Raw genomic sequence first — 24015 nt, 5'->3', positions numbered from 1 at the left:
CGTTGGAGGTCCCTCCAAGACCTCAGATCACGCCGCGGGCCCGCAGGTCGGCGCGCGCCGCGTCGTCGATCCCGATCTCGGCGAGCACCTCGTCGGTGTGCGCCCCGAGCGGCGGGCCGAGGTGGTCGACGCGCGGCTCCACCCCCGACAGCCGCGGCACCGGCATCTGCACGAGCAGGCTCCCGAGCTCCTCGTCGTCGACGCGCCGGAACACCTCGCGGGCGACCATCTGCTCGTCGGCGACGAGGTCGGCCACCGTGTAGACGGGGCCGGCGGCGATCTCGGCGGCCTCGAACACCGCCATCGCCTCGTCCTGCGTGTGCCGCCCGACCCACTCGGAGACCACGGCGTCGACCTCGCCGGCCCGGGCGAGGCGTCGCTGCGGGTCGGCGAAGTCGGGGTCCTCGGCGAGGTCGGGCCGCCCGATCGCCCGGAACACGCGCAGCGCCACCGTCGGCGCGCTGCCCGACATGGCGATCCAGCGGTCGTCGGCGGTGCGGTAGGTGTTGCGCGGCGCGGAGATGTCCCAGCGGTTGCCCATCCGGCCCGGGACGACGCCGGTCGTGTCCCAGGTCAGCAGCGACTGCTCGATGAGCCGGGCGAGCGGGTCGACGAGGTTGACGTCGATCAGCCGGCCCTCGCCGCCACGCGCGTCCCGCTCGTAGAGCGCCGTCATCACCGCGTACGCCGCGGTCAGCGACGCCACCCCGTCGGCGAGCATGAATGCCGGCAGGGTCGGCGGACCGCCGGACTCGCCCGTGAGGTGCGCGAACCCGCTCATCGCCTCCCCCACGGTGCCGAACCCCGGGCGCTCCGCCTTCGGACCCTCGAGCCCGAAGCCGGTGACGTGCAGCATCACCAGGCGCGGGTTGTCGGCGTGCAGCCGCGCGTGGTCGAGACCCCAGCGGCGCAGCGTCGCCGGGCGCGTGTTGGCGATGACGACGTCGCAGCTCGCGGCGAGACGCCGCGCGAGGTCCTGGCCGTCGGGGGTGCGCAGGTCGACGGTCACCGAGCGCTTGTTGCGGGCCACGCTCTTCCACATCACGCCCACGCCGTCGCGCTGCACGCCCCAGCCGCGGATCGCGTCGCCGACCCCGGGCGGCTCGAGCTTGACGACGTCGGCGCCGAACTCGCCCAGGTACGTCGCGGCGAGCGGGCCGGCGGCGAGCGAGGCCATGTCGAGGACGCGCAGGCCGTGGAGGGGGAGCGTCACTCGATCACGGTAGCCGCGGCGTTCGTCAGGTCAGACTGAACAGTCTAGACTGAAGAACGTGACGGAGACCCGGGAGCTCAGCGCGTCCGCGGTGCGGGCGGCGCACGAGGTGCGCGTCGTGGTCGGGCGGCTGCGCCGCCGGCTGCGCGAGTCGCACCAGGCCGGGGTCCTGACGCTCACGCAGACCTCGCTCCTGAGCCGTCTCGAGCGCGAGGGCGCGCGGACCGCGAGCGAGCTCGCCGCCGCCGAGGGGATCCGCCCGCAGTCGGTGGCGACGTCGACGGGCGTGCTCGAGGAGCGCGGGCTGGTGACGCGCCGCCCCGACCCCGACGACGGCCGCCGGCAGCTGCTGACGATCTCGCCGCGCGGGCGGGAGCTGATCGACAGCACGCGCGCCGCCCGCGAGGAGTGGCTGGCGGTGGCGCTGCAGGAACGCCTCACCGACGACGAGCGCGCCACCGTCGTCGCGGCCATGGAGCTGCTGGACCGGGTGACCGACCGGTGACGACGGCGCTGCAGCGGCTCAGTCCGAAGGCGGACGCCCCCGAGGACCGCTTCGACCGTCGTCTCATCACGCCGATGGTCCTCGGCGCGATCCTCAACCCGATCAACTCGACGATGATCGCGGTCGCGCTGGTCCCGATCGGCGTCGCGCTCGGCGCCCCGCCGTCGCAGACCGCCTGGCTCGTCTCCGGGCTCTACCTCGCGACGGCGATCGGCCAGCCGGTCGTCGGGCGTCTGGTCGACCTGTTCGGCGCGCGCCGGCTCTTCCTCGCGGGCGCGGTGCTCATCGGGATCGGCGGCGTGCTCGGCGCGCTCGCCCCGACGATCGGTGTGCTCGTCATCGCCCGGGTGCTGCTCGGGCTGGGCACCTGCGCGGGCTATCCGGCGGCGATGACGCTGATCCGCGGCGAGGCCGACCGCACGGGCCGCGACAGCCCGGCCGGCGTCCTCACGGTGCTCGCGGTGGCGACACAGACGGTCGCGGTGATCGGCCCGACGCTCGGCGGCTTCCTCATCGGCGTCGGCGGGTGGCGGGTGACGTTCACCGTCAACATCCCGCTGGCCCTCGCCTGCCTCGTGCTCGGCGCGCTGTATCTGCCGCGGTCGCACGCGTCGCGTCAGGGCCTGCGCGCCGTCGCCCGCGCCGTCGACCCCCTCGGCATCGCCCTGTTCGTCGCGACGCTCGTGTCCCTGCTGCTCTTCCTCACCCACCTGCACGCGGACCTGTGGTGGCTGCTCGTTCTCTCGGTCGCAGCCGGTGCCGCGCTCGCCTGGTGGGAGCTCCGCGCGCCCCTGCCGTTCCTCGACCTGCGCCTGCTCGGCGGCAACCTCCCGCTGCTCGCGACGTACGCCCGCTCGCTGCTGGCGGCGATCTCGTCGTACGCGTTCCTCTACGGCTACACGCAGTGGCTCGAGGAGGGGCGCGGGCTGTCGCCGCAGGTCACCGGCCTAGTCCTGCTGCCGGTGTTCGGCGCGGCGATCCTCGTCTCGACGGTGACGGGACGGCGGCGCGAGATCCGCGGCAAGCTCGTCGCGGGCGCGGTCGGCCAGGTCGTCACCGCCGGCCTGCTGCTCGCCCTCGGCGCCGGGACCGCGCTCTGGCTGATCCTCGCTGTCTCGCTCGTCGCGGGCCTGCCCCAGGGGCTGAACAACCTCGCCAACCAGAACGCCGTCTACTACCAGGCCGACCCCGAGCGCATGGGCTCGTCGGCCGGCCTGATGCGCACGTTCTTCTACCTCGGCGCGATCATCGCGTCGGCCACCAACGGCATCGTGTTCCGCGACGGCGCCACCACGCCGGGCATGCACGAGCTGGCGTGGGTCATGCTCGCGGCGTCGGTGGTGTTCCTCGTGCTCACGCTCGCGGACCGCTCGCTCGCCCGCGTCGTGCAGCGCGTGGACACGCCCGAGCCCACCTGACGCGCCGTCAGGCGCGAGCGACCTCCAGCGCGTCGTCGGCGGGCAGGCGGACCGTCGGCAGCGAGGCCCGCTGCTCGCGCCGCGACTCCACGGCCAGGATCGCGCGGTGGGCCCGCGGGACGAGGTCGGCGTCGGCGCGGTCGAGGGCCGCGGTCAGCCAGCGGAGCGCGCCGCCGTCCCAGCGCCCCGGCTCGGGGGTGTGGGCGGCGGAGCGCTCGGCGAGCACCACGCCGAGGCGGTAGAGCACCTCGGGCTCGAAGTCGTCGGGCGGGACCTGGGTCGCGAGCCACAGGGCGACCTGCCCCTCCCCGCGGGCGAGGGCGACGCGCGCGACGCGGGCGCGCTCCTCGGGGGCGAGGCGGTGCCACAGGTCGCGGGCGAGGTCCTCGGGCACGGCCCAGCCGGCCTCGCCGTCCGCCAGCGACGAGAACACCCGGTCGGCGGCCAGCCGGGTCCGGCCCTTCGCGGTCGGGAGGGCGTGCAGCACGCGCAGGCCGCCGTGGTCGGCGCGCAGGAGGTCGCGCACGGCCCGGCGCAGCTCGCCCCGGTCGGCCGGCGGCGCGCCGAGCGCGGTCAGGGACAGGGGCGCGACCTCGGCGAGCAGGGCGGGCGTGAGCGGGAGCGGGACGCCGAGGCGCTCCCAGTCGACGGCGGTGCGCAGCAGGGCCAGCGGGACACGCGAGGACCAGCCGACGGGGTCGAGCACCGCGCGGGCCCGGGCCACGGGCCGCGCGTCGAGCCCAGCCGGGATCTCGATCAGCGCGCCCTCGAGGCGGGCGCGCGTCGCGGGGGCGAGGTAGGCGCCGAGGAACGTCCGGCGGGTCGTGAGGACGAGGCGGACGTCGCCGCCGAGCATGCCGAGGACGGCGTCGTCGACCTGGTCGAGGAACGCGGGCGGGGCGTCGTCGGCGGCGATCACCACGGGGCCGGAGCGGGCGGCGATCGTCCGCGCGGCACGGATCGCCGCCGGGAGGTCGACGGCGTGGGGGTCGGCGACGGGCAGGAGCAGGCGGTCGCCCTGCATGCGGCGCAGCGCGCGGTGCAGGGCCCGCGACGAGCCGGCGAGGCGGTCGCCCGTGACGGCGACGAGCGGGCGGTCGGCGCCGAGCGCGTCCTCGAGCGCGTCGTCGACCGCGCGCGGACGGTAGGGCGCCGAGCCCTGGGCGTCGTGCACCCCGAGGAGCTCCGGGCCCGCCTCCGCCATCGGCGTCGGTCCCCGGAACGACCCCTCACGTGCTCTCACCACCTCCGAAGTGTCATGAGAAGTCCACCGAAGAACCAGTCGCCAACCTGGTTGTCACCCGTTTGCCCGGCGCGTCGCGTGGACACGGAGCGGCGGAGAGGTCCGAGGACCCGCCGTTCCGTGATCGGGACGTCCTCGACGGAGTGGTGCCGGCTCTCGGCTGCCCATCGACCGGGCGATCTCCTGCTGATCGTCATCACACGGAGATTGGTCCGTGATGTTTTCGTTACCTCGATCCGCCGAACGTCGTTACCTGATCGGCGTATCGGGTGATGGCCGTTCACCCGTAGCGCCCTGCACGCCGAACCCGATCATGGAAGAAGGACGTCTGATGGGCGCACACAAGGCTCCGAGCACGCTCCGGAGCGACCGCGTCGCCGGCATCGCCGGTCGCGGTGCCCTGACCGCCGCGACGGCGATCGCCCTCGTCGGCGGCGGGAGCAGCATGGCGTTCGCAGCGCCGGCGGTTCACGGTGACGACCACGGCCACGGCGTCGAGAGCGCGCACGAGGCGGGCCTGCCGGGCGCCGCTGCGCGCCCGGAGCTCCCCGAGCTCCCCGTCGCCGTGCCGGCGCTGCCCGACCTGGCCGGCTCGCTGCCGATCGCGGTCCCGGCCGTGCCCGCCGTACCCGCGGCGCCCGCCCTGCCCGGTGTGCCGAGCCTGCCCGGCGCCGCCTCCGTCGCGAGCCTCCCGATCCCCGCCGAGGTCCAGGAGCAGATCCCGGCCGAGGTGCAGGACCGGATCGCGAGCGCCACCAGCTCGGCGTCGGACGACGAGGAGTCGACCGAGGAGTCGACCGAGGCCGAGGAGAGCACCGCCGACTCGAGCCCGATCTCGGCGCTGCCGACCTCGCCGACCGACGAGGCGGACACGACCGAGGCGGACACGACCGAGGCCATGGACGAGGCCGACACCTCCGACGAGAGCACGTCCGACGTCACCGCGGAGTCCGACGACGCCCCCGAGGCCACCTCGCAGGGGATCCTCGCCGGCATCCTCTGACCACCGGTCACCAGCCCGTCGGGGGATCGCCCCGGGTCCGTCCCTGGACCCGGGGCGTTCGTCCGTCAGCACCCGGAACGTTCACCCGGGTGTGAACGCGCTCACCGTGGCAACCCTCTCCTACGCCGATCAGCTCAGCGTGAAGGAGCGCTGGGGCCACGGAGGTGCTCCATGGGACGTCACGCCCGCCCCGACCAGCCCGACGCCGCCGGCGCGCCGGACCGCCCGCGACGCATCGCGCTCGCCGTCCGGCACACGATCCCGGCGCCGACGCAAGCACCGCCGGGCCTCGACGTCACGACGCTGACGATCCGGCCGCTCGGCCCCCCCGCGGCTCTCGGCGCGACGCCCCGGCCCGACGCGCGGGCCGACACCCCGGTCCCCCCGGCCGGTCCGCCGGCGCGCCTGAGCCGCCGCGAGCGCCGGGCGGCGCGACACGAGGAGGCCGACCGCGCCGCGCTCGCCGCCCGCATCGCCCGGGCGCAGCGGCGCAACCGCCAGGTCGCGGCGTCCGGCGTCCCGGCACCCCGGTCAGCCGACCCGTCGTCGGTCAGCGGACCGCTGTCGATCGACGCGCTCGCCGCCGCGCGCCCGCCGTGGAGCGGCGTCGCCGTCCCATCGCAGCGCTCCTGACCCGCGCCACCGACGGTTACTGGCTGGTATCTCTCGCTCAGCGAGCGATACCAGCCAGTAAGGCGTGCGGTCGCGGGGCTCGAGGTCCCGGCTGTCTCGGCCGGGTGCTCCGGGAGATCAGGGGCGACGCCATGCACCTCGGTGCGCCTGCGAGGTGCACACCACGCTCCTGATCTCCGCACCGACCCTCAGCGCCACGCCGCCGAGGACCTCACCCGCACGGTGACGGCCGGTCCTTGCGGACCCACAGCTCGCCGTAGCCCGTCGCCGTGACGGCGACGCGCCGGTACGAGGCCTGCAGGTCGGCCTCCGTGCGGCGCCAGTCCGGGCCGTCGAGGACCGCTGCCTCGGCGTCGCGCCGGCCCGTCACGAGCACCGTCTCCAACGGATAGCCGGCGGCCACCGCCGCCCCGAGCGTCACCGGCGGCGGCACCTCGTCGAGGTCGGCGTCGGACGCGACGAGCCGGGGCACGGGCCGCGCGGCCGGGGTGAGCGTCCAGACGTAGTAGTCGACCGACCCGGCGGCGTTGCGCAGGTCGAGCAGGTCGCGGTCGGCGGCGAGGTAGCCGGAGAGGTCGATCAGCGGGGTCATCCGGGTGGCCCGGTCGTCGCCGCCGGCGACGCTGAGGTCGGCGATCGTGGCGCCCGCCGGAGCGCACGGGGCGAGGGTGCGCACCTCGGCGAGGTCGCGACCCAGCGAGAGCAGCGGGCCGGCGCGCGCCACCGGCAGGGCGACGGCGACGACCGCCGCCAGCACCGCGGCCGTCGCCACCACGCCCCGGGTGAGCCTGGGCCCCGACCACTGCGCCCCGATCCACGCGCCGAGGAACAGCGGCAGGAACAGCGAGAGCCGCCCGCCGATGTAGGACGCCGTCCCGAAGCGGTCCGGCGCCGCCGCCGCGGCGAGGCCGAGGACCACCGCGGCGACGAGCAGCCCGTCGGCGGCCACGACCCGGCGGCGCGACCGCACCCGCACCACGACCAGCACGGCCGTCGCCCCGTAGAGGGTCAGCGCGAGCACGGCGGCGAGCCGGTACTCGGGGTGGGCGAGCGCGACGAGCGGGGTGCGCATGGCGAGGACGTCGCCGCCGCGGTCGAAGAGCCCGACGGCCTGGTTGCTCCCGGTGCCGCCACTCGCGGCGAACGCGACCAGCAGCACCGCGAGCACCCCGAGCGGCACCGCGAGCCGGCGCACCGTGAGGACGAGCGCCCGGCCCACCGGGTGCTCGGCCGCGGCGGCGCAGAACACGACGGCGACGACCGCGATCGTCGCGGCCAGCGTCGGCACGAGGTGCGTGAGCCAGCTCAGCGCGAGCAGCGCGGCGAGACCCGCCGCGGGCGGGTCGGCAGCCCGGCGCAGCGCCAGCGCGACGGCGAACAGCGCCGGGACGATCGCGATGACGAACCCGAGCAGGCCCACCAGCAGCGACGCGCTCATCTGCACGGGCAGCAGGAGCAGCGCGGTCCAGGTCGGCGCCCCGGCCGCGTGGACGACCACGACCGCCGCGACCGCGAAGCCCACGAGCGCGAGCACGACCGCTCCGCGGACGACGACGTCGGCGTCGAGGACCCCGCTGGTCGCGCCGAGCAGCAGCTCGACGAGCAGGTTCGGGGGCAGGCCCGGGCGCCACACGAGCAGGTCTGGCCACTGCCCGCCGAGCATCCCGCGCAGCGCGACCGACGACGACAGGTGCAGCCCGCCGTCCATGACGACGAGCTGGGCCGGCAGCAGCACGACGACCACCGGCACCGCCGCCACCGCGGCGGTGATCACCGACGTGGCGACCGCGCCCCGGCCCCGCGTCGGCGCGCGCGCCTGCTCGACACGAGCCCGCATCGTTCCCCCCTGGTCTGCGCGGGCGAGAAGCTCCTACTGGTCCTTGTCGTCCGGGTCGTCCTTGTCCGTGCGGAAGTCGTCGGGCGTCGCGTCGGACAGGGCGCGGCGCAGGGCCTCGACCTCGTCCTCGACGTCGGCGGCCGGCGACGTCGGGTCGGCCTCGTCGGGCTCGTCCTCGGTGCCCCCGACGGTCGCGACCGCGTTCGCGGGCAGCGCGGCCTCGGCGAGCACGTCCTCCGACGCGTCGATGGGGCAGCCCTGGTGCACGGCGAGCGTGACGGCGTCGCTCGCGCGCGCCGACACCGCGCGCGTCCCGCCGTCGGCTGTGAGCAGGTCGAGCTCGGCGTGGAACTGCCCGTCGACCAGCGCCGTCAGCCGCACGCCCGTGAGCGACGCCCCGAACGCCTCGACGGCGTCGAGCAGCAACCGGTGGGTCAGCGGGCGCGGCAGCGTCGCCGCGACCTCCGCCGCCGCGAGCGCCGTCGCCTCGGGCGCCCCGATCCAGATCGCGAGGTACCGCCGACCCCCACCCTGCTCACGCAGCAGGAGCACCGGGTCCTCGCTCCCCTGTTCCTGGCCCACACCGGCGACCTCGACCACAGCCATGTCCCCCACTATCCGCTCGCGCGCCACCCGCCGTCGACCGACCTGACCGATCCGGGGGCGGCGGCGGTCGTCGACTGGACACCCGCCCACCGCGGTGGTCGGGTGTCGCCGTGGACAGCTCCCCGTCCTCCCCCAGTCCGGACCCGCCCCACCACCCGCGGCCCGACCCCGCTCCGACGCCCGCCGACCGGAGCGTGCTGGTCGCGGGCTACGCGCAGCTGCCCCAGAGCACGGGCGCCGGCGTGATGTGGCGCCACCTGACGATCATCGTCCGCATCGACACCCGCTCCGGCCTCGTCGTCGACGCCTCCACGACGCTGGCCACCCGCGTGGCCGACGCGTTCGTCGCCGAACTGCTCTTCGGCGCCGACCTGTTGCGCGACCAGGAGCACATCGTCACGACGGTCGAGCGCGCCTACTTCGGCAACGGGCGCAAGGCGATCGTCGGGGCGATCCGGGACCTCGCGTCCCGACTGCGCGAGTCGGGAGCTCTCCCCACGGAGCCTTGACAGGAAACCGGCCGTTTGTTGTGCTCCGGACCACTCCGCCGTGGGCCGACCGGTCCTGGCGGGCGCCGAGCTCTCCGAACGGCTCCCACCTCGCCCGGTGGACCGGGCCGCCGGACCAGCGGGTGAGGCCCGACCGTCGCGCGCCGTCGCGTGGCGGTGAGGTGTGCGCATGCCCCCCGCAAGCACGACCGTGCTCGAACCGTTCCGCTCCGGCCGTCTCGATCTCCAGAACCGGATGGCGTTCGTCGCCACCGTCACCAACCTCAGCCGCAACACCGAGGTCTCCGACGACCTGATCGCCTACTACGCCGCCCGCGCCCGCGGCGGCGCCGGCATGGTGGTCACCGAGGGGCTGTCGGTGCACCCCACGTCGATCCCGAACGGCGCGGTGCCCCTGGCCTACGACCCGTCCCTCGTCCCTGGCTTCCGCCGCCTCGCCGACGCCTGCCACGAGCACGGGACGGCGGCGTTCGGGCAGCTCTGGCACGTCGGTCGCCAGGCGCTGTGGAACCCGACGCTGCAGCCGTGGGCGCCCTCGGGCGGCCGCGACCCCTACAGCGGCGTCACCGCGCGCACGATGACCGACGGCGAGGTCCGCCAGGTGGTCGACGGCTTCGTCACCTCCGCGGTGAACCTGCACGCCGCGGGCTTCGACGGTGTCGAGCTGCACGGCGCGCACGGATACCTGATCACCCAGTTCCTGTCCCCGTGGAGCAACCACCGCGACGACGCGTGGGGCGGAGACACCGCGCGGCGCACCGCGTTCGTCGCCGCGGTCGTGCGCGGCATCCGCGAGGCATGCGGCGACGACTTCGCGGTCGGCCTCAAGATCAGCGCCCACGAGTACGTCGAGGGCGGCATCGACCTCGCCGAAGCCCAGCGCATCGTCGAGGTCCTGCGCTCGACCGCGCCGCCGGACTACCTCGCCGTCAGCCAGGCCAACTTCAGCCCGAGCCTCGAGTACCACGTCCCCGACCTCGCGTTCGACGACATGCCCTTCGTGCACCTGGCCGCGGGCGTGCGCGAGGTGGCGGGCGACGTGCCCGTCATGGCGCTGGCGAAGATCCCCGACGTCGCGGCGGCGGAGCGCCTGGTGACCGACGAGGTCGCCGACCTCGTGGGCATGGCGCGCCCGTGGGTCGCCGACGCGGACCTCGTACGCAAGGCCGAGGAGGGCCGCCGGCCGCGTCCGTGCACCTACTGCAACATCTGCTGGGACTTCATCCACACCGGACGGCGCATCTCCTGCATGTACGCGCCGGAGGCCGGCCGCGAGAAGACCCGCGACGGTCGCGTGACGCCGCTCCCCGATCCGCAGCGCGGCACGGTCCGCGTCGTCGGCGCCGGGCTCGCCGGGCTCGAGGCGGCGCGCACCGCGGCGCTGCGCGGGCACAGCGTGCACCTCTACGAGGCCGACGACGTCGTCGGTGGCCGGCTGCGCCGTGACGCGCTCACCCCGGGTCGCGAGCGCATGGGCCTCGCCGTCGAGTGGCTCGAGGACGAGGTCCGCTCGGCCGGCGCCAAGATGCACCTCGGCGCGACCGTCACCGACGACGACGTCGCGGCCTGGCCCGACGACGACATGGTGGTCATCGCGACCGGCGCCGCGCCGCTCCCGGTCGACCTGCCGGGCGCGACCACCGTGTCGCTCGAGGACGCCGTCGCGCGCGGCGACGCGCTGGCCGGCCCCCTCGTGGTGGTCGACGAGCTCGAGGACGAGCCCGTCTACGCCTTCGCCACCGCCCGGGCGCAGGCCGGCGACGACGTCGTCCTGCTGACCCGCCGCGAGGCGCCCGCCCGGCGCGTCGCGTACGTCAGCCGCATCGGCACGTTCCGCCGCCTCGACGAAGCCGGCGTCGTCACGCACACGCTGCTCGAGCCCGTCCGCGTGCAGGACGGCGAGCTCGTGGCCCGTCACGTCTACAGCGGCCAGGAGCGCGTCCTCGGGCCCGTCGGCACGGTCGTCACGGCCGGCCCGGCCGCGCCCGCCGAGCACCCCGACGGCCCGGTCGTCGTCGGCGACGCGTCGTCGCCGCGCAGCTACGTGGCCATCGACCAGGAAGCGCACGACGTCGTCGCGGGGCTCACAGCCCTCACCCACCACAGCGACCCGAAGGATCAGCGATGACGCTGCGACCTGACACCACGGGGACCACCACGGGGTCCACCACACCCACCACCACCACCGGACGCGACGGCGACCCTGCCGACCTGCGCCGCGCCGTGCTCGCCACCTCGATCGGCAACACCCTCGAGTGGTTCGACTTCGCCGTCTACGGCTACATGGCCGCCTTCCTGGGCCAGCTGTTCTTCCCGACCGCCGACCCGACGGCCTCGCTGCTGCTCTCGTTCGCGGCGTTCGGCGCGGCGTTCATCGTCCGGCCCCTGGGCGGGCTCGTGTTCGGTCCGCTCGGTGACCGCATCGGCCGCCGCGGCGTGCTCTGCACGATCATCATCACGATGTCGGCGGCGACGTTCTGCGTCGGTCTGCTGCCCACCTACGCGGCGATCGGGGTGTTCGCCCCGGCGCTGCTCGTGCTGCTGCGCCTCGTCCAGGGCCTCACCGCCGGCGGCGAGGTCACCGGCGCCACCACCTACATCGCCGAGTACGCACCGCCCCCACGCCGCGGAGCGATCACGAGCTGGGTGCAGTTCTCGGCGACGCTGGGCTTCTTCCTCGGCCTCGCCGCGCCGACGCTGCTGACGGTGCTGCTCACGCCCGAGCAGATCGCGGGCGGCGCCTGGCGCATCCCGTTCCTCATCGCCGGCCCGCTCGGCGTCGTCGGCCTCTACATCCGGCTGCGCCTGAAGGAGAGCCCGCTGTTCGAGGAGCTCGCCGAGAAGGGCGAGGTCAAGCGCAACCCGCTGCGCGACACGATCGTCAAGGGCTGGCGCGAGATCGTCCTGGCCGGCGGCATCGGCATCGTCGTGCACCTGGGCTACTTCCTCGCCCTGGTCTACATGCCGACCTACCTGACCAAGACGCTCGGCTTCTCGCCGGTCATGGCGTTCCTCGCGACGACCACGGTGGTCGTCGTCGACATCGCGGTCATCCCGTTCGTCGGGCGCCTGTCCGACCGCATCGGGCGCAAGCCGCTGATGCTCGGCGCCTCCGCGGCCTTCGTGGTGTTCACGATCCCGATCTTCCTGCTGATCACCTCGGGCGGCGCCGCAACGTTCGTCGGGCTCGGCCTGCTCGGGCTCATGCACGGCGTCTACCTCGGTGCGGTCGCCGCGGCGTTCGCCGAGCTGTTCGCCACGACCGTGCGCTTCGGCGGCTTCTCGATCGGCCACAACGTGTCCGCGGCGATCTTCGGGGGCGGCACGCCGCTGCTCGCGACGTTCCTCGGCGCGGCCTTCGGCACGACGATGATGCCGGCGTACCTCATCGCGTTCGGGTCGTTGCTGTGCCTGTTCGCGGTGCTCGGCTACCGCGAGATGGCCGGTCGTCCGCTGCGGTCCGGGGCGGAGGGCGCATGACGGCCGTCGAGGAGCAGACGCACGTCAGGCCCGGCTGGCAGGGGCGGTTCTTCGAGGACTTCGCCGTCGGCGACGTCTACCAGCACCCGCTCGGCCGGACGATCACCGAGACCGACAACACCTGGTTCACGTTGCTGACGATGAACACCAACCAGGCGCACTTCAACGCGCAGGTCGGCGAGGCCTCGGAGTTCGGCCGGATGCTGGTGGTCTCGCCGCTGACGATCTCGATCGCCATCGGGCAGTCGGTCACCGACACCACGCAGAACGCCTTCGCGAACCTCGGGCTCGACGACCTGCGGCTCACCGCGCCCGTGTTCGCCGGCGACACGATCTGGTCGGAGTCGATCGTGCTCGCGACCCGGTCGTCGGGATCGCGCCCGCAGGCGGGGATCGTCACCATCCGCACGCGCACGCTCAACCAGGACGCGGTCGAGGTCCTGACGTTCCGGCGGACGTTCTACGTGCACCGCCGCGGCGCCGACGGGGCCCGCTCGCACTTCCCGCAGGCGGCGACACCCTTGTCCCTGGAGAACGAGCAATGAGGCCGCTGGAGGACATCCGGATCGTCTCGCTCGAGCAGTACGGGGCGGGACCGTTCGGGTCGATGCACCTGGCCGAGCTCGGCGCCGAGATCATCAAGGTCGAGGACTCCGGCGCGGGCGGCGACGTCGGGCGCTCCGTGCCGCCCTACGCGGCCGACGGCGACTCGCTGTTCTTCGAGTCGTTCAACCGGGACAAGAGCTCGATCACGCTCGACATCCGCACGCCGGAAGGGCGGGCGGTCTTCCACGACCTCGTGCGCACCGCCGACGCCGTCTACTCGAACCTGCGCGGCGACGTGCCCGCGAAGCTCGGGATCCGGTACTCCGACCTCAAGGACGTCAACCCGCAGATCGTCTGCTGCTCGCTGACCGGGTTCGGGATGACGGGTCCACGCTCGGACGAGCCGGGCTACGACTACGTCCTGCAGGCCCTCGGCGGCTGGATGTCGCTGACCGGGGAGCCGGGCGGCCCGCCGCAGAAGACCGGGATCTCGCTGGTCGACTACAGCGGCGGGTACGTCGCGGCGATCTCGCTGCTGGCGGCGGTGCACGCGGCCCGTCGCGACGGCGTCGGCACCGACTGCGACGTCTCGCTCTACGACACCGCGGTCAGCCTGCTGACCTACCCGGGCACGTGGCACCTAACCGCGGGCTACGAACCGGCGCGCACGCACCACTCGGCGCACCCCTCGCTCATCCCGTTCCAGGCGTTCGAGGCGGCCGACGGCTGGCTCGTCGTGGGGTGCGCGAAGGAGAAGTTCTGGCGGCGGCTCGTCGCGGTCATGGACCGTCCCGACCTCGCCGACGACCCGCGATTCGCGACGTTCGCCGACCGCGCGAGGCACCGGGACGTCATCGTCCCGCTGCTCGAGGAGGCGTTCCGCGAGCGGACGGTGGCCGACTGGCTGAAGCCGCTCTACGCGGCGGGGGTGCCGTGCGCGCCCATCAACGACGTCGCCGGTGCCATGACCGACGACCACACCGTCGCCCGCGACCTCGTCGCCGAGACCGACCACCCGGCGTTCGGGCAGGTCCGCACGCTGCGCAGCGCCGTGCGGGTGGGACCGCCGGGGCACGACCGCGCCCCGACCCGCGGCGCGCCCGCGATGGGCGCGGACACCGACCGGGTCCTGCGCGAGCTCGGCTACGACGACGACCAGATCACCGCGCTCCGGGGTTCCGGGGCGCTCGGGGAGGAACGATGGACTTCCGCCTGAACGACGAGCAGCGCCTCTTCCGGGACACCCTGCGGTCCTTCGTCGACAAGGAGATCGTGCCGGTTGCGCGGGACTGGGAGCAGTCCGGGCGCTACCCGACCGAGATCGTGACGGGCATGCGCGATCTCGGCCTGTTCGGCCTGGCCGTGCCCGAGGAGTACGGCGGCCTGGGCGCCGACATGGTGTCCTTCGCGCTGGCGTTCGAGGAGATCTCGCGGGGCTGGATGGGCGTCGCCGGGATCCTCGGCAGCCACTCGGTCTCGTGCTTCATGCTCGCCCGCCACGGCACCGAGGAGCAGAAGCAGCAGTACCTGCCCGCGCTGGCGACCGGCGAGCGCCGTACGGGGATCGCGCTCACGGAACCCGGCGCGGGCACGGACCTGCAGGGCATCCGCACCACCGCCCGCCGGGACGGGGACGACTACGTCGTCAACGGCACCAAGATGTGGATCACGAACGCGCGGTACGCGGACCCCCTGCCGGTGCTGGTGAAGACGGACCCGTCCGCCTCGCCGGCGCACCGCGGGATGAGCATCCTGCTCGTGCACGCGGACTCCCCCGGGTTCGAGGTGACCGCGGACATCGGCAAGCTCGGCTACAAGGGCACCGAGTCGTGCGAGGTCGTGCTCACCGACGTGCGGGTGCCGGCGTCGCAACTGCTGGGCGGCGTCGAGGGCCGCGGCATGCAGCAGGCGCTCTCGGCCCTGGAGACCGGGCGGATCAACATCGCGGCCCGCTCGGTCGGCGTCGCCCAGCGGGCCTACGACGAGTCGCTGTCGTACGCCCGGGAGCGGACGGCGTTCGGGCAGCCGATCGGTGACTTCCAAGCGATCCAGCTGCGCCTGGCCGAGATCGCCGTCCGGCTGCAGGCGGCCCGGCTGATGACCTACTGGGCGGCCTCGCGGATGGACGAGGGCGTCCGGATGGACACCGAGTCGGGGATGGCGAAGCTCTTCGCCTCGGACCAGGCGATGGCCTGCGCCGCCGACGCGATGCGCATCCACGGCGGCTACGGCTACTCGACGGAGTTCGAGGTGGAGCGGCTCTATCGCGACGCGCCGTTGATGTCGATCGGCGAGGGCACCAACGACGTCCTCCGCACCGTCGTCGCCAAGTCCCTCCTCGCCGGCCGGGCCACGATCTCCTGACCCATGTGAGCGAACTTCCGGGCCATGGCCCGGAAGTTCGCTCACATACGCCGTTCAGACCACCCGGGCGACGGCCGCGTAGACGCCGACCGGCGCACGGCGGTCGTCGGGCTCGGGCCAGGCGGCGACGTCGACGAGGGCCGGCGGGAGCAGCTCGAGTCCCGGGTCGTCGGCGAAGAGCCGGGTGATCTCCGCGCGGGACCGGGAGTAGGCGGGCGTCTCGCTCGCCGCCATCACCGCCGTGATCGTCCGCATGGCCTCGGCGATCTCGGGGTCGTCCTGGTCGGCGCTCCCGTGCGACACGACCAGCAGGCTCCCCGGCACCAGCGCCGCGCGGTAGGCGGCGAGGACGGTGGCGACGTCGTCGTCCGGCGCCACGAAGTGCAGCGCGGCGACGAGCAGCACGGCGACCGGGCGGCCGAAGTCGAGCAACCCCGCGACGCCCTCGGCGGCCAGCACGTCGGCGGGTCGGCGCAGGTCGGCACGGGTGGCGGTGACGTCCGGGACTCCGGCGAGCAGGTCCCGCGCGCCCTGCACGGCGACCGGCTCGATGTCGACGTACGCCACGCGCGTCCCGGGCGCGATCTCGTGGACGTTGCCGACGGTGGGCACCCCGGAGCCGAGGTCGAGGAACTGCTCGACGCCCTCGCCGACGCAGAACTCCACCGCGCGCCGGAGGAACGCCCGGTTCTCCCACGCGACGCGCTGCAGCCACGGGAAGCTCGCGAGCAGGGTTCGCGCGGCCTCCCGGTCGGCGCCGAGGTTGTGGGCGCCGCCGAGCATGTAGTCGTAGATCCGGGCCGCGTTCGCGCGCTCCTCCTCGGTCACGCGACCAGCCTGCCCGACGACGATCACCGCACCGAGGCGATCCCCTCGCCCAGCCGCCGCACCCCGACGCGCGTCTCGTCCACCGCCGCGACGCACTGCGCCGGGTCGGGAGCCGTCGCGCCGGCGACGCAGCCGGCGCGGACGAAGTGCTCGTGCCCGTCCCGCACGGCGACCGCCGGGTCGGTGATCTCCCGGTCCTCGGGACGCGCGCCCGCGGCGGCGTTCCCGATGTTGAGCACCTCTTCCTCCCACCGCCCGCACACCGGCCACTGCCGCGCCACGTCCGCGGCCGTGTAGCAGGAGTCCTGCTCGACGAGCCGGAGCTTGGTGCGCGCCGCCTCCAGCGAGGTGTCCGGTCGCACGGCGGGCCCGGACGTGCCCTCCGTGTACTCGGAGGAGCAGCCGGCGAGGACGAGCAGGGCGAGCAGCAGCCCGGCGACGACCCGCACCGACGCGATCACCGGGTCACGGTGGCAGGGGTGCGGGGGCGTCGCCACCGGGGGCTTCCCGCCTGGAGATCACGGGCGCCAGCACGCACCCGCCGGCGCGGACGACGTACGTGACGTCGCCCCTGATCTCCGACCGCGAGCCCGCTCAGGTCCCCGCAGCCGCCGGGAAGTCCGTGTCGCTCCCGAGCGCCTCGACGGCGTCGGTCTCCTCGAGCCGCGCCCGGAACGTCTGGCGCACGTTCTCGAACGCGTTCGGGCCGAGCGGCAGGCGCAGGGGCGGGTCGGCGAGGTCCGCCACGTCGACGACGACCTGCGCGGCGCGTTCCGGGTCGCCGGGCTGGGTGCCGTGGAGCTTGAGGAACTTCTCGCGCGACTCGTCGAGCACCGCCGCGTACTCCGGCATCGCGTCCGGCCGCGCCGGCGAGCGGCCGGCGAAGTCGGTGCGGAACGGGCCCGGCTCGATCATCGTCACCTTGATGCCGAAGCCCTTGACCTCGGCCGCGAGCCCCTCGGACATGCCCTCGAGCGCGAACTTCGTCGCCGAGTAGATCGACCCCCCGAGCGCCGAGCGCACCCCGGCCAGCGACGACATCTGGATCACGTGGCCCGACCCTTGCGCCCGCATCACCGGCAGCACCGCCCGCGTCACGGCGAACGGACCGAACACGTTGACCGCGAACTGGTCGCGGATCTGCTCCTCGGTGAACTCCTCGAACGCCCCGCGGCTGCCGTAGCCGGCGTTGTTGACCACGACGTCGATGCGCCCGAACTCGGCGACCGCGTAGTCGACCGCGGCGGCGACCTGCCCGTCGTCGGTGACGTCGAGGGTCGCGACGCGCGCCCGGTCCGGCGCCTCGGCCGCGAGGTCGGCGGTGTCGTCCACCCGCCGCGCGGTCGCGACGACCCGGTCGCCACGCCGCAGCGCGGCCCGGGCGATCGCCCGTCCGAACCCGGTGCTCGTCCCCGTGATGAGCCAGACCCGCCCGGCCCCGTCCTGCGGCGACATCGCCGTCTCCTCCCGCTGCTCGTCCCCGACGAGGTCGAGTCTGCCCGGCGTCGGGCCGACGGTGGCGGAGACAGCCCTCACCCCATCCGCACGACCTCCGACGTCCTGAACCGCCGGGCGAGGAGGTGCTCCACGCCGCGCGGGACGCCCCGCTCCGCGGCGACGTGCACGGGCCTTGCCGTCACCGGATCTCCGTCGTCCTCACGCGGCGCTGACCTGCGAGGGGAGCAAGGCGACCTTCGTTCCCGCATGTGGGTGGCAACCGAACCTCCTGGCGGAGACCTCACACCATCGTGACGTCGTCGTTACCTACCCCTGGGACGAGGCGTTGGGCCATTTGGCGTAAGGGGGACGCCCGGTTCCCCCTAGCGCGTCCCCGACACGAACCGGCACGCAGAAGGGGAACACCCTATGGGCGTTCACACCGCTCCCCACACCCTCCGCAACGACCTCCTCGTCCGGCTCGCCGGCCGCGGTGCGCTCACGGCCGCCGCCGCGCTGGCGCTGCTCGGCGGCGGCGCCAGCATCGCCAACGCCACCGAGTCCCACGGGCACGAGCACTGCAACGAGGCCGAGCACCACGGCGACGAGCACGGCGACGACCACGGCCGCTCCGACGACAACGGCGGCGGCTCCGACTCGTCCGACGGCGCGACCAGCGACGACGGCGACGGCCAGGACTCGATCCAGGACGGCGACGGCGACAACGGCGCCGACGGTGCCGACGGCGGCCTGCTCGACCCGATCCTCGGCGGCGGCGACACGACGACCGGCGACGCGACTGACGGCGACGCCGACGGTGCCGGCGACGCGGGCGACACCGGTGACGCCGACGGCGGCGACACCGACACCGGCGATGCGGGTACCGGCGACGCCGACGCTCCCGGCGGCGGCCTGCTCGACCCGGTCATCGACGTGGTCACCCCCGGCGGGGACGCGACCGACGGTGACGCCACCGACGGCGACGGCACGGACGGCGACGGCACCGACGGCGACGGCACCGACGCTCCCGAGGAGCCCGTCGACACCATCGGCATCCTCGAGCCCGTCACCGACATCGTCGACGACGCCACCGGCGACGCCACGGCGCCGGTCACCACCCCGGTGAACGAGGTCGTCGACACGATCATCCCGCCGGCGCCGGCCACGCCTGAGGAGCCTGCCGAGGGCGCCGCCCCGGTCGGCGTCACCGAGCCCCTGACCAGCGTCGTCGACGAGGCCCTCGGCGGCGCCACCACTCCGGTGACCGACGTCGTCGACGACCTCGTCAACGCGATCATCACGCCGGCGGTGCCCCCGGGCGAGACCGTCGGGGTCCTCGAGCCGGCGACCAGCGCCGTCGACAACCTCCTCGGCGGCGCCACCACCCCGGTGACGACGCCCGTCAACGACATCGTCAACACGATCATCCCGCCGGTCGCCGCGCCGACCGAGCCGGCGCCCGCGCCGGCCCCGGGCCTCCTCGACCCGATCCTCAGCATCTTCTGATCCGAGGGACCCGACACCGGGCCCCGGCTCCCCGACGGGGCCGGGGCCCTCGTGTTTCCCGGGCCGGTGCCCGGGCACGATCCCCGGTGTGGACCACGAGGTCGTCGTGACGACGAGCAAGTCGCCGTCCGACGCCGTCCGCAACGAGGCGCAGGCCCTCGCCGACAGGTGGGGCCTGCGCCTCGTCGACCGTCACCGCGGTTCGGTCGCGGCCGCGCGCGGTGACGCCCACACCGTCCTCGTCCGCACCGCCGACGGCCTCGTCGCCGAGTCCGGGCGCGGGAGCCTGACGTTCCACCAGGGCACCGCGGCCAAGCGCCTGCGCGCCCTGCGCCACGGTCAGACCGACCCGCTCGTGCGCGCCGCCGAGCTACGCCCCGGCGACCGCGTCCTCGACACCACGCTCGGCCTCGGCCGCGACGCGCTCGTCGCGGCGTGGGCCGTGGGCACCACCGGCGAGGTCCGGGGCGTCGAGGCCGACCTCGTCCTCGCGATCCTCGCCACCGAGGGTTTCGCCGGCGCCATTCCGAGGGCCGGGTCAGCAGCCGTCCAAGTACGCCACGGCGACTCCCGTCAGGTGCTCGCCGACATGGCCGCGCGCGGCGAGAGAACGGACGTCGTCCTCCTCGACCCCATGTTCGCCGACCCCCGCGCCTCCGACCACGGCTTCGCGCTCGCCCGCGACCACACCGTCTCCACTCCCCTGACGCCGGAGTGGGTCTCGCTGGCCCGCGCCGTCGCCCGGCGGTGGGTGGTCGTCACCGCCGAGAGGGCCCGCCCGTGGTTCCCCGCGGCGGGGCTGGAGCGGCTCGAGGGGACGCGATCGGGGCGGTGGTTCCGGGCACGCCCGGACGGGGCGGCGGACCCGCGGCCTCCCGGCGAGGCGCCGGCCGGTCCTGACGCCGCGACGGCCACACGATGACCGCGGCCATGGCGACCATGACCACGGAGAGCAGGTCGGCGGTCGTCACGCCGTGGCGGCGGGTCAGCTCGAGCAGCACCTCGCCCTCGATGGGCTTGTTGATGCGCGTCCAGATCACCGCGGCGACCACGAGCAGGCCCGCCAGCAGGAGACGCCGCGTCGAGAACACCATGCAGTGAAGACGTCCGCGGGCCACCCATCGTTCCCCGGGGTGTCACCCGGAACACGTCAGTGCTCCAGCACCAGTCGCAGAAGAAGCACCAGGAGCCCCAACACGCCGGCTCCGAACGCACCTCGCAACGCCCCCGTGACCCGCCGCCGCCCCCGCCAGCCCCCGACCCCGCCGATGAGCACGAGGAACGCCAGCCCCAGCCAGATGACGGCGTCGATCGCGGTCTCGGGGGTGTAGAGCCCGGTCACGCCGCCCAGCACGACGACCACCATCGGCACGACCCCGAGCAGCAGGAACTGCGACGAGTGGCGCCACAGGCGCCGCCGCTCCGGGCGCGTCGGCGGTGGCAGGTCCTGACGTGCCCGGCGCGCGAGCGACGTCGCGAACAGGTGCGCCGCGAACGTCGCGATGAGCGACCCGAGGATCATCTGGCCGGCCGCGGGGAAGTCCTCGATGCCGTCGTCGAGGGCGACGACCAGCACGGTCATCAGCACGACCGTCCCCTCGACGCCGATCTCGATGTCGAGTGCCAGCGGTCCGATCCGCACGACGGGCCAGTCGCTCACGGGGCGCCATCCTCCCCGTGCGGCGGCCACGAGAGCGGTCAGGACACGATCAGGGCGCCATCGCCAGCAGGTCCCGCAGCCCCCGGTCGATGAACGCCGTGTCTTCCGGGACGTCGCCGCCCCCGGCGAAGTGACCCCACACGCCCGGGATGACGCGCACCTCGCCGCGCCCGATGTGCTGCGACGCCCACTGCTCGTCCTCGGGCGGGAAGTACAGGTCCTTCTCGGCCGGCATCGACAGCACCGGGCAGCGGATCGAGTTCAGCGCGGCGACGGTGTCCCCGTCGAAGCCGGGCGTCTGGCCGACGTCGCCGTGGAACCACGTCCACGCCATCGCGAGCAGGTTGTTCGGGTCGCGGCCGTCGAGCCAGAAGCCCTCCCAGAAGTCCACGAGGAAGTCCTCCAGCGACGAGGCGCCGAGGCGCCGCCACTCCTCCTGCCAGTAGAACGCCTGCGAGAACCCCCATCCGGCGTAGACCCGCGCGAACGCGCGCAGCCCCTTCTCCGGCCAGGCGTCGTCGCGGTACCAGCCCTCGGCGAACGCCGCGTCGGCACGCAGCGCCGCGGTGATCGACTCGAGGAAGACCTGGTTGTGCGGGCTCGTGACGCTCGACCCGCAGAACGGGGCCGCGCGCTGCACCATCTCCGGGTGGCTGACGGCCCACTGGTAGGTCTGCCCCGCCCCCATCGACCAGCCTGTGACCAGCGACAACGTCGAGATCCCGAAGTGCTCGGTGACGAGCTTGTGCTGGCACTCGACCTGGTCGTAGAAGGTGACGTGCGGGAACCGCGCCCGGTCGTAGGGCGGCGGGGTGTTGCTGGGTGACGACGAGAGCCCGTTGCCGAGCATGTTGGGGACGATGATGAACAGCTCGTCGGGGTTGAGCGCCTTGTCGGTGCCGATGAGCCACTCGTTGTCGGTGTGCCGCCCCGAGTACCAGGTCGGGTAGACGACGGCGTTGCTCTTGTCCGCGTTGAGCGTGCCGTACGTCTTGTACGCGAGCTTCGCGTTCCGCAACGTCGCCCCGCGCTGGAGGACGACGTCGCCGAGCTCGAAGATCTCGTGGTCATTGGGGATGGGCATGAGCAGTCTCCCGTCGAGCGGTCGAGAAGCTTTCCCCGGAAACTAGTCCGACGGTGTAGCGCGTCAAGCCCCGCAGAGCGCCTCGGTCGCGGTCCGCGCGATCCACACCTCCCAGCGCGCCGGACTCCAGCCACAGAGGTCGACCAGGCGGTGCGCGGTCTCGGGGGCGAGCAGCGTCCACAGCACGTCGCGGGCCTCGGCGACGCTCACGCCGTCGCGCAGCCCGAAGCGCTCGGCGATCCACCCCGCGACGGCGCCGGTGCCGGCGCGCCGCTCGGCCTCGATGACCTCGACGAAGGCCCGGACCTGCGCGTCCTGCTGCGGCGCGTCGACGTAGACGGTGACGAGCAGCGGGCCCGCGCGCTCGAGCATCTGGCGCCCCATCTGCGCGTAGAGGCGCAGCGCGGTCGCCGCGTCGGGCGCCGCGCGCATGGCGACGGCGTGCGGGCGGTCGTTCACCGGCACCGGCTCGTCGTCGCCGGCCAGCGCCACGTCGTAGACGGCCTTGAGGACCTCGGCCTTGCCGCCGACCGCGTTGTAGACGGTCTGCGGGCTCACCCCGGCGCGGTGGGCGATCGCGTCGACGGTCGCGCCCGCGTAGCCGCGCCGCACGAACATGTCCCGGGCCGCGACGAGGATGCGCCTGCGGGTCTCGCGGACCTGCTCGGCGCGCGGTGCGTGGGCCGGGGGCGACGGTCGCCCCCGGCCCGGGACTCGGGTCACCACGTCAGTTTGCCCTGCTCAGACGCCTGCGGACAGGAACTCCGCGGGCGGCGCCGGGGTCGGCAGCGCCCCGCACTGCCACAGCGCGCCCAGCTCGTCGCGCACGCCCCAGTGCTCGGCGAGCAGCCCGTCGCGGACGCGGTAGAGGTGCATCGTCTCCATCGCGAACGGCTTGCCGGTGGGCGGGAAGCCGAGGTGGTCCGACGTCGAGACGCCGTGCACGATCGCGCGGGCGGCGACCCAGTCGCCCTGCGCGACCACCTGGCACACCTCGTACCGGATCCGCAGGACGTTCTTGAGCCACCGCATGGTGCCGACGTAGGCCTCTCTGCCCGGTGGCATCCAGGGCGGGGCTCCGTGGTCGACGAAGTCCTCGGTGACGAGCTCGCCGATGCGGTCGATCTCGTCGGCCTCGTAGTGGGCGATCACCTGGCGGGCGAGGGTCTCTGCGTAGTTCTGCGTCATGGAACGAGGTTCGACCGGGCGCGGTCGCCGGCGCCACGATCATGGAAGAAGCTGGACCCGCGTTCCACCGAGCCGGGCCGTGGCGGCGGTCCTAGGGTCCCCGCGTGACGCTCTGGCACGCGGTGCTGATCGCCGTCGCCGGCGTGTGGGCCGGGACGATCAACACGGTGGTCGGTTCCGGCACGCTCGTCACGTTCCCCGTGCTCGTCGCCCTCGGCTACCCGCCGGTGACGGCGACGACGTCGAACGCGATCGGCCTCGTCCCGGGGTCGATCACCGGGGCCTGGGGCTACCGCCACGAGATCACCGGGGCACGCCGGCAGCTCGTGTCGTGGTCGGTGTGCTCGGCGCTCGGGGCGATCGGCGGCACGGCGCTGCTGCTCTCGCTGCCCGAGGACGCGTTCGAGACGATCGTGCCGTTCCTCGTCGGGCTCGCCCTGGTGCTCGTCGTGCTCCAGCCGCTGCTGACGAAGCGGCTCAAGGCCAAGCCCGCCCACACCCGGCGCACCTGGCCGCTCTACCCGCTGATCTTCCTCGTCGGCGTCTACGGCGGGTACTTCACCGCCGCGCAGGGGATCATGCTCGTCGCGGTCATGGGCCTGATGCTCACCGACCCGCTGCAGCGCCTCAACGGCTACAAGAACGTGCTCGCCGCGGTGGTGAACGTCGTCGCCGGCGCCGTCTACGCCGTCGTCGCCCCGATCAGCTGGCCCGTCGTCGCGATCCTCGCGGTGAGCTCGACCATCGGCGGGCTGATCGGCGCGCGGGTCGGACGCAAGCTCTCGCCGACGGTCCTGCGCGCGGTGATCGTCGTCGTCGGGCTCGTGGCGATCGTGCGGCTGGTCCTCGAGTGAGCTAGTTGTACTGGGCCATCACGTTGGTGACAGGCGGGTGATCGGGGCTCGGCCGCGGCAGGCGGTGTGGGGACGTCGGGTGTTGTAGTACTCGATCCACG

The 24015-nt window shown here is 74.1% G+C and carries 25 protein-coding genes; 14 read left to right on the top strand and 11 right to left on the bottom strand.

Going from position 1 to position 24015, the window contains the following annotated elements; genetic code table 11:
- Positions 1-22: 22 nt before the first annotated feature.
- A complete protein-coding gene (locus EV188_RS15250) occupies positions 23-1213 on the bottom strand; it encodes a CaiB/BaiF CoA transferase family protein (RefSeq protein ID WP_133827162.1) in 1191 nt (396 codons plus the stop codon).
- Between the two features lie 58 nt (positions 1214-1271).
- Between EV188_RS15250 and EV188_RS15245 the strand changes: the two genes are divergently transcribed.
- Entirely contained in the window at positions 1272-1718 is a 447-nt protein-coding gene (locus EV188_RS15245) for a MarR family winged helix-turn-helix transcriptional regulator (protein ID WP_133827161.1), read from the top strand.
- Positions 1715-3136, top strand: coding sequence for an MFS transporter (locus EV188_RS15240; protein ID WP_341770766.1), 1422 nt, complete (start codon positions 1715-1717; stop codon positions 3134-3136). The genes EV188_RS15245 and EV188_RS15240 overlap by 4 nt, the downstream gene beginning before the upstream one ends.
- A gap of 7 nt (positions 3137-3143) precedes the next feature.
- On the opposite strand, the gene EV188_RS15235 is transcribed toward EV188_RS15240, so the two are convergent.
- Complete coding sequence (locus EV188_RS15235; protein WP_133827160.1) at positions 3144-4340, bottom strand: hypothetical protein; 1197 nt, start codon at positions 4338-4340, stop codon at positions 3144-3146.
- 370 nt (positions 4341-4710) lie between these two features.
- Between EV188_RS15235 and EV188_RS15230 the strand changes: the two genes are divergently transcribed.
- Together EV188_RS15230 and EV188_RS15225 are read left to right on the top strand one after the other, a co-directional pair.
- On the top strand, positions 4711-5382 hold the full coding sequence (locus EV188_RS15230; RefSeq protein WP_133827159.1) for a hypothetical protein: 672 nt from the start codon (positions 4711-4713) through the stop codon (positions 5380-5382).
- 171 nt (positions 5383-5553) lie between these two features.
- The gene (locus EV188_RS15225) at positions 5554-6015 is read left to right on the top strand and encodes a hypothetical protein (protein ID WP_133827158.1); all 462 of its coding nucleotides are present in this window, start codon (positions 5554-5556) and stop codon (positions 6013-6015) included.
- A 211-nt stretch (positions 6016-6226) separates the two neighbouring features.
- Here the strand turns inward: EV188_RS15225 and EV188_RS15220 are convergent, their stop codons facing one another.
- Positions 6227-7852 carry a hypothetical protein gene (locus EV188_RS15220; RefSeq protein ID WP_133827157.1) on the bottom strand — a complete coding sequence of 542 codons (1626 nt, stop codon included), beginning with the start codon at positions 7850-7852 and terminating at the stop codon, positions 6227-6229.
- 33 nt (positions 7853-7885) lie between these two features.
- Positions 7886-8458 (bottom strand): bifunctional nuclease family protein, encoded by a 573-nt coding sequence (locus EV188_RS15215; protein WP_133827156.1) that lies wholly within the window; start codon positions 8456-8458, stop codon positions 7886-7888.
- Between the two features lie 110 nt (positions 8459-8568).
- Here EV188_RS15215 and EV188_RS15210 point away from each other — a divergent pair, with 110 nt between their 5' ends.
- From EV188_RS15210 to EV188_RS15185, 6 genes are all read left to right on the top strand, one after another.
- The gene (locus EV188_RS15210; protein WP_133827155.1) at positions 8569-8967 is read left to right on the top strand and encodes a DUF3870 domain-containing protein; all 399 of its coding nucleotides are present in this window, start codon (positions 8569-8571) and stop codon (positions 8965-8967) included.
- A 169-nt stretch (positions 8968-9136) separates the two neighbouring features.
- Complete coding sequence (locus EV188_RS15205) at positions 9137-11095, top strand: oxidoreductase (RefSeq protein WP_133827154.1); 1959 nt, start codon at positions 9137-9139, stop codon at positions 11093-11095.
- Entirely contained in the window at positions 11092-12447 is a 1356-nt protein-coding gene (locus EV188_RS15200; protein ID WP_133827153.1) for an MFS transporter, read from the top strand. Before EV188_RS15205 ends, EV188_RS15200 begins: the two co-directional genes overlap by 4 nt.
- A complete protein-coding gene (locus EV188_RS15195; protein ID WP_133827152.1) occupies positions 12444-12992 on the top strand; it encodes a MaoC family dehydratase in 549 nt (182 codons plus the stop codon). The genes EV188_RS15200 and EV188_RS15195 overlap by 4 nt, the downstream gene beginning before the upstream one ends.
- Positions 12989-14209: a CaiB/BaiF CoA transferase family protein gene (locus tag EV188_RS15190; protein WP_133827151.1), complete on the top strand. Its 1221-nt coding sequence runs from the start codon at positions 12989-12991 to the stop codon at positions 14207-14209. Before EV188_RS15195 ends, EV188_RS15190 begins: the two co-directional genes overlap by 4 nt.
- Positions 14194-15357 carry an acyl-CoA dehydrogenase family protein gene (locus EV188_RS15185; RefSeq protein WP_133827150.1) on the top strand — a complete coding sequence of 388 codons (1164 nt, stop codon included), beginning with the start codon at positions 14194-14196 and terminating at the stop codon, positions 15355-15357. The genes EV188_RS15190 and EV188_RS15185 overlap by 16 nt, the downstream gene beginning before the upstream one ends.
- 54 nt (positions 15358-15411) lie before the next feature.
- Here EV188_RS15185 and EV188_RS15180 read toward each other — a convergent pair whose 3' ends face one another.
- The 3 genes from EV188_RS15180 to EV188_RS15170 form a co-directional block, all read right to left on the bottom strand.
- Entirely contained in the window at positions 15412-16185 is a 774-nt protein-coding gene (locus EV188_RS15180) for an SAM-dependent methyltransferase (RefSeq protein WP_133827149.1), read from the bottom strand.
- A gap of 23 nt (positions 16186-16208) precedes the next feature.
- Positions 16209-16646: a hypothetical protein gene (locus tag EV188_RS15175; RefSeq protein ID WP_133827148.1), complete on the bottom strand. Its 438-nt coding sequence runs from the start codon at positions 16644-16646 to the stop codon at positions 16209-16211.
- A 133-nt stretch (positions 16647-16779) separates the two neighbouring features.
- Complete coding sequence (locus EV188_RS15170) at positions 16780-17721, bottom strand: oxidoreductase (RefSeq protein WP_243741726.1); 942 nt, start codon at positions 17719-17721, stop codon at positions 16780-16782.
- Between the two features lie 330 nt (positions 17722-18051).
- On the opposite strand from EV188_RS15170, the gene EV188_RS15165 reads away from it, so the two are divergent.
- The 3 genes from EV188_RS15165 to EV188_RS31605 all read left to right on the top strand — a co-directional run bounded on the left by EV188_RS15165 (position 18052) and on the right by EV188_RS31605 (position 20229).
- Entirely contained in the window at positions 18052-19128 is a 1077-nt protein-coding gene (locus EV188_RS15165; RefSeq protein ID WP_133827147.1) for a hypothetical protein, read from the top strand.
- Between the two features lie 88 nt (positions 19129-19216).
- Complete coding sequence (locus EV188_RS15160; RefSeq protein WP_166659908.1) at positions 19217-20050, top strand: class I SAM-dependent methyltransferase; 834 nt, start codon at positions 19217-19219, stop codon at positions 20048-20050.
- 8 nt (positions 20051-20058) lie between these two features.
- The gene (locus EV188_RS31605) at positions 20059-20229 is read left to right on the top strand and encodes a hypothetical protein (RefSeq protein WP_166659907.1); all 171 of its coding nucleotides are present in this window, start codon (positions 20059-20061) and stop codon (positions 20227-20229) included.
- 49 nt (positions 20230-20278) lie between these two features.
- Here EV188_RS31605 and EV188_RS15155 read toward each other — a convergent pair whose 3' ends face one another.
- The 4 genes from EV188_RS15155 to EV188_RS15140 all read right to left on the bottom strand — a co-directional run bounded on the left by EV188_RS15155 (position 20279) and on the right by EV188_RS15140 (position 23060).
- A complete protein-coding gene (locus EV188_RS15155) occupies positions 20279-20788 on the bottom strand; it encodes a hypothetical protein (protein WP_133827145.1) in 510 nt (169 codons plus the stop codon).
- Between the two features lie 49 nt (positions 20789-20837).
- Entirely contained in the window at positions 20838-21872 is a 1035-nt protein-coding gene (locus EV188_RS15150; RefSeq protein ID WP_133827144.1) for an alpha/beta fold hydrolase, read from the bottom strand.
- A 63-nt stretch (positions 21873-21935) separates the two neighbouring features.
- Positions 21936-22595, bottom strand: coding sequence for a TetR/AcrR family transcriptional regulator (locus tag EV188_RS15145; RefSeq protein ID WP_133827143.1), 660 nt, complete (start codon positions 22593-22595; stop codon positions 21936-21938).
- A gap of 18 nt (positions 22596-22613) precedes the next feature.
- On the bottom strand, positions 22614-23060 hold the full coding sequence (locus EV188_RS15140) for an ester cyclase (RefSeq protein WP_133827142.1): 447 nt from the start codon (positions 23058-23060) through the stop codon (positions 22614-22616).
- Between the two features lie 104 nt (positions 23061-23164).
- Here EV188_RS15140 and EV188_RS15135 point away from each other — a divergent pair, with 104 nt between their 5' ends.
- Positions 23165-23914 carry a sulfite exporter TauE/SafE family protein gene (locus tag EV188_RS15135; protein WP_133827141.1) on the top strand — a complete coding sequence of 250 codons (750 nt, stop codon included), beginning with the start codon at positions 23165-23167 and terminating at the stop codon, positions 23912-23914.
- Positions 23915-24015 lie beyond the last annotated feature (101 nt).

Source organism: Actinomycetospora succinea (assembly GCF_004363095.1).
GTDB lineage: Bacteria > Actinomycetota > Actinomycetes > Mycobacteriales > Pseudonocardiaceae > Actinomycetospora > Actinomycetospora succinea.
Note: the sequence above shows the minus strand (reverse complement) of the source record. Positions and strands in the feature narration are given on the sequence as shown.

Excerpts from the sequence above, each read along its gene's own strand:
- EV188_RS15235 (WP_133827160.1), bottom strand. The coding sequence starts at position 4,340 with ATGGCGGAGGCGGGCCCGGAGCTCCTCGGGGTGCACGACGCCCAGGGC.
- EV188_RS15230 (WP_133827159.1), top strand. The coding sequence starts at position 4,711 with ATGGGCGCACACAAGGCTCCGAGCACGCTCCGGAGCGACCGCGTCGCC.
- EV188_RS15225 (WP_133827158.1), top strand. The coding sequence starts at position 5,554 with ATGGGACGTCACGCCCGCCCCGACCAGCCCGACGCCGCCGGCGCGCCG.
- EV188_RS15220 (WP_133827157.1), bottom strand. The coding sequence starts at position 7,852 with ATGCGGGCTCGTGTCGAGCAGGCGCGCGCGCCGACGCGGGGCCGGGGC.
- EV188_RS15215 (WP_133827156.1), bottom strand. The coding sequence starts at position 8,458 with ATGGCTGTGGTCGAGGTCGCCGGTGTGGGCCAGGAACAGGGGAGCGAG.
- EV188_RS15205 (WP_133827154.1), top strand. The coding sequence starts at position 9,137 with ATGCCCCCCGCAAGCACGACCGTGCTCGAACCGTTCCGCTCCGGCCGT.
- EV188_RS15200 (WP_133827153.1), top strand. The coding sequence starts at position 11,092 with ATGACGCTGCGACCTGACACCACGGGGACCACCACGGGGTCCACCACA.
- EV188_RS15195 (WP_133827152.1), top strand. The coding sequence starts at position 12,444 with ATGACGGCCGTCGAGGAGCAGACGCACGTCAGGCCCGGCTGGCAGGGG.
- EV188_RS15190 (WP_133827151.1), top strand. The coding sequence starts at position 12,989 with ATGAGGCCGCTGGAGGACATCCGGATCGTCTCGCTCGAGCAGTACGGG.
- EV188_RS15185 (WP_133827150.1), top strand. The coding sequence starts at position 14,194 with ATGGACTTCCGCCTGAACGACGAGCAGCGCCTCTTCCGGGACACCCTG.
- EV188_RS15165 (WP_133827147.1), top strand. The coding sequence starts at position 18,052 with ATGGGCGTTCACACCGCTCCCCACACCCTCCGCAACGACCTCCTCGTC.
- EV188_RS31605 (WP_166659907.1), top strand. The coding sequence starts at position 20,059 with ATGGCGACCATGACCACGGAGAGCAGGTCGGCGGTCGTCACGCCGTGG.
- EV188_RS15150 (WP_133827144.1), bottom strand. The coding sequence starts at position 21,872 with ATGCCCATCCCCAATGACCACGAGATCTTCGAGCTCGGCGACGTCGTC.
- EV188_RS15140 (WP_133827142.1), bottom strand. The coding sequence starts at position 23,060 with ATGACGCAGAACTACGCAGAGACCCTCGCCCGCCAGGTGATCGCCCAC.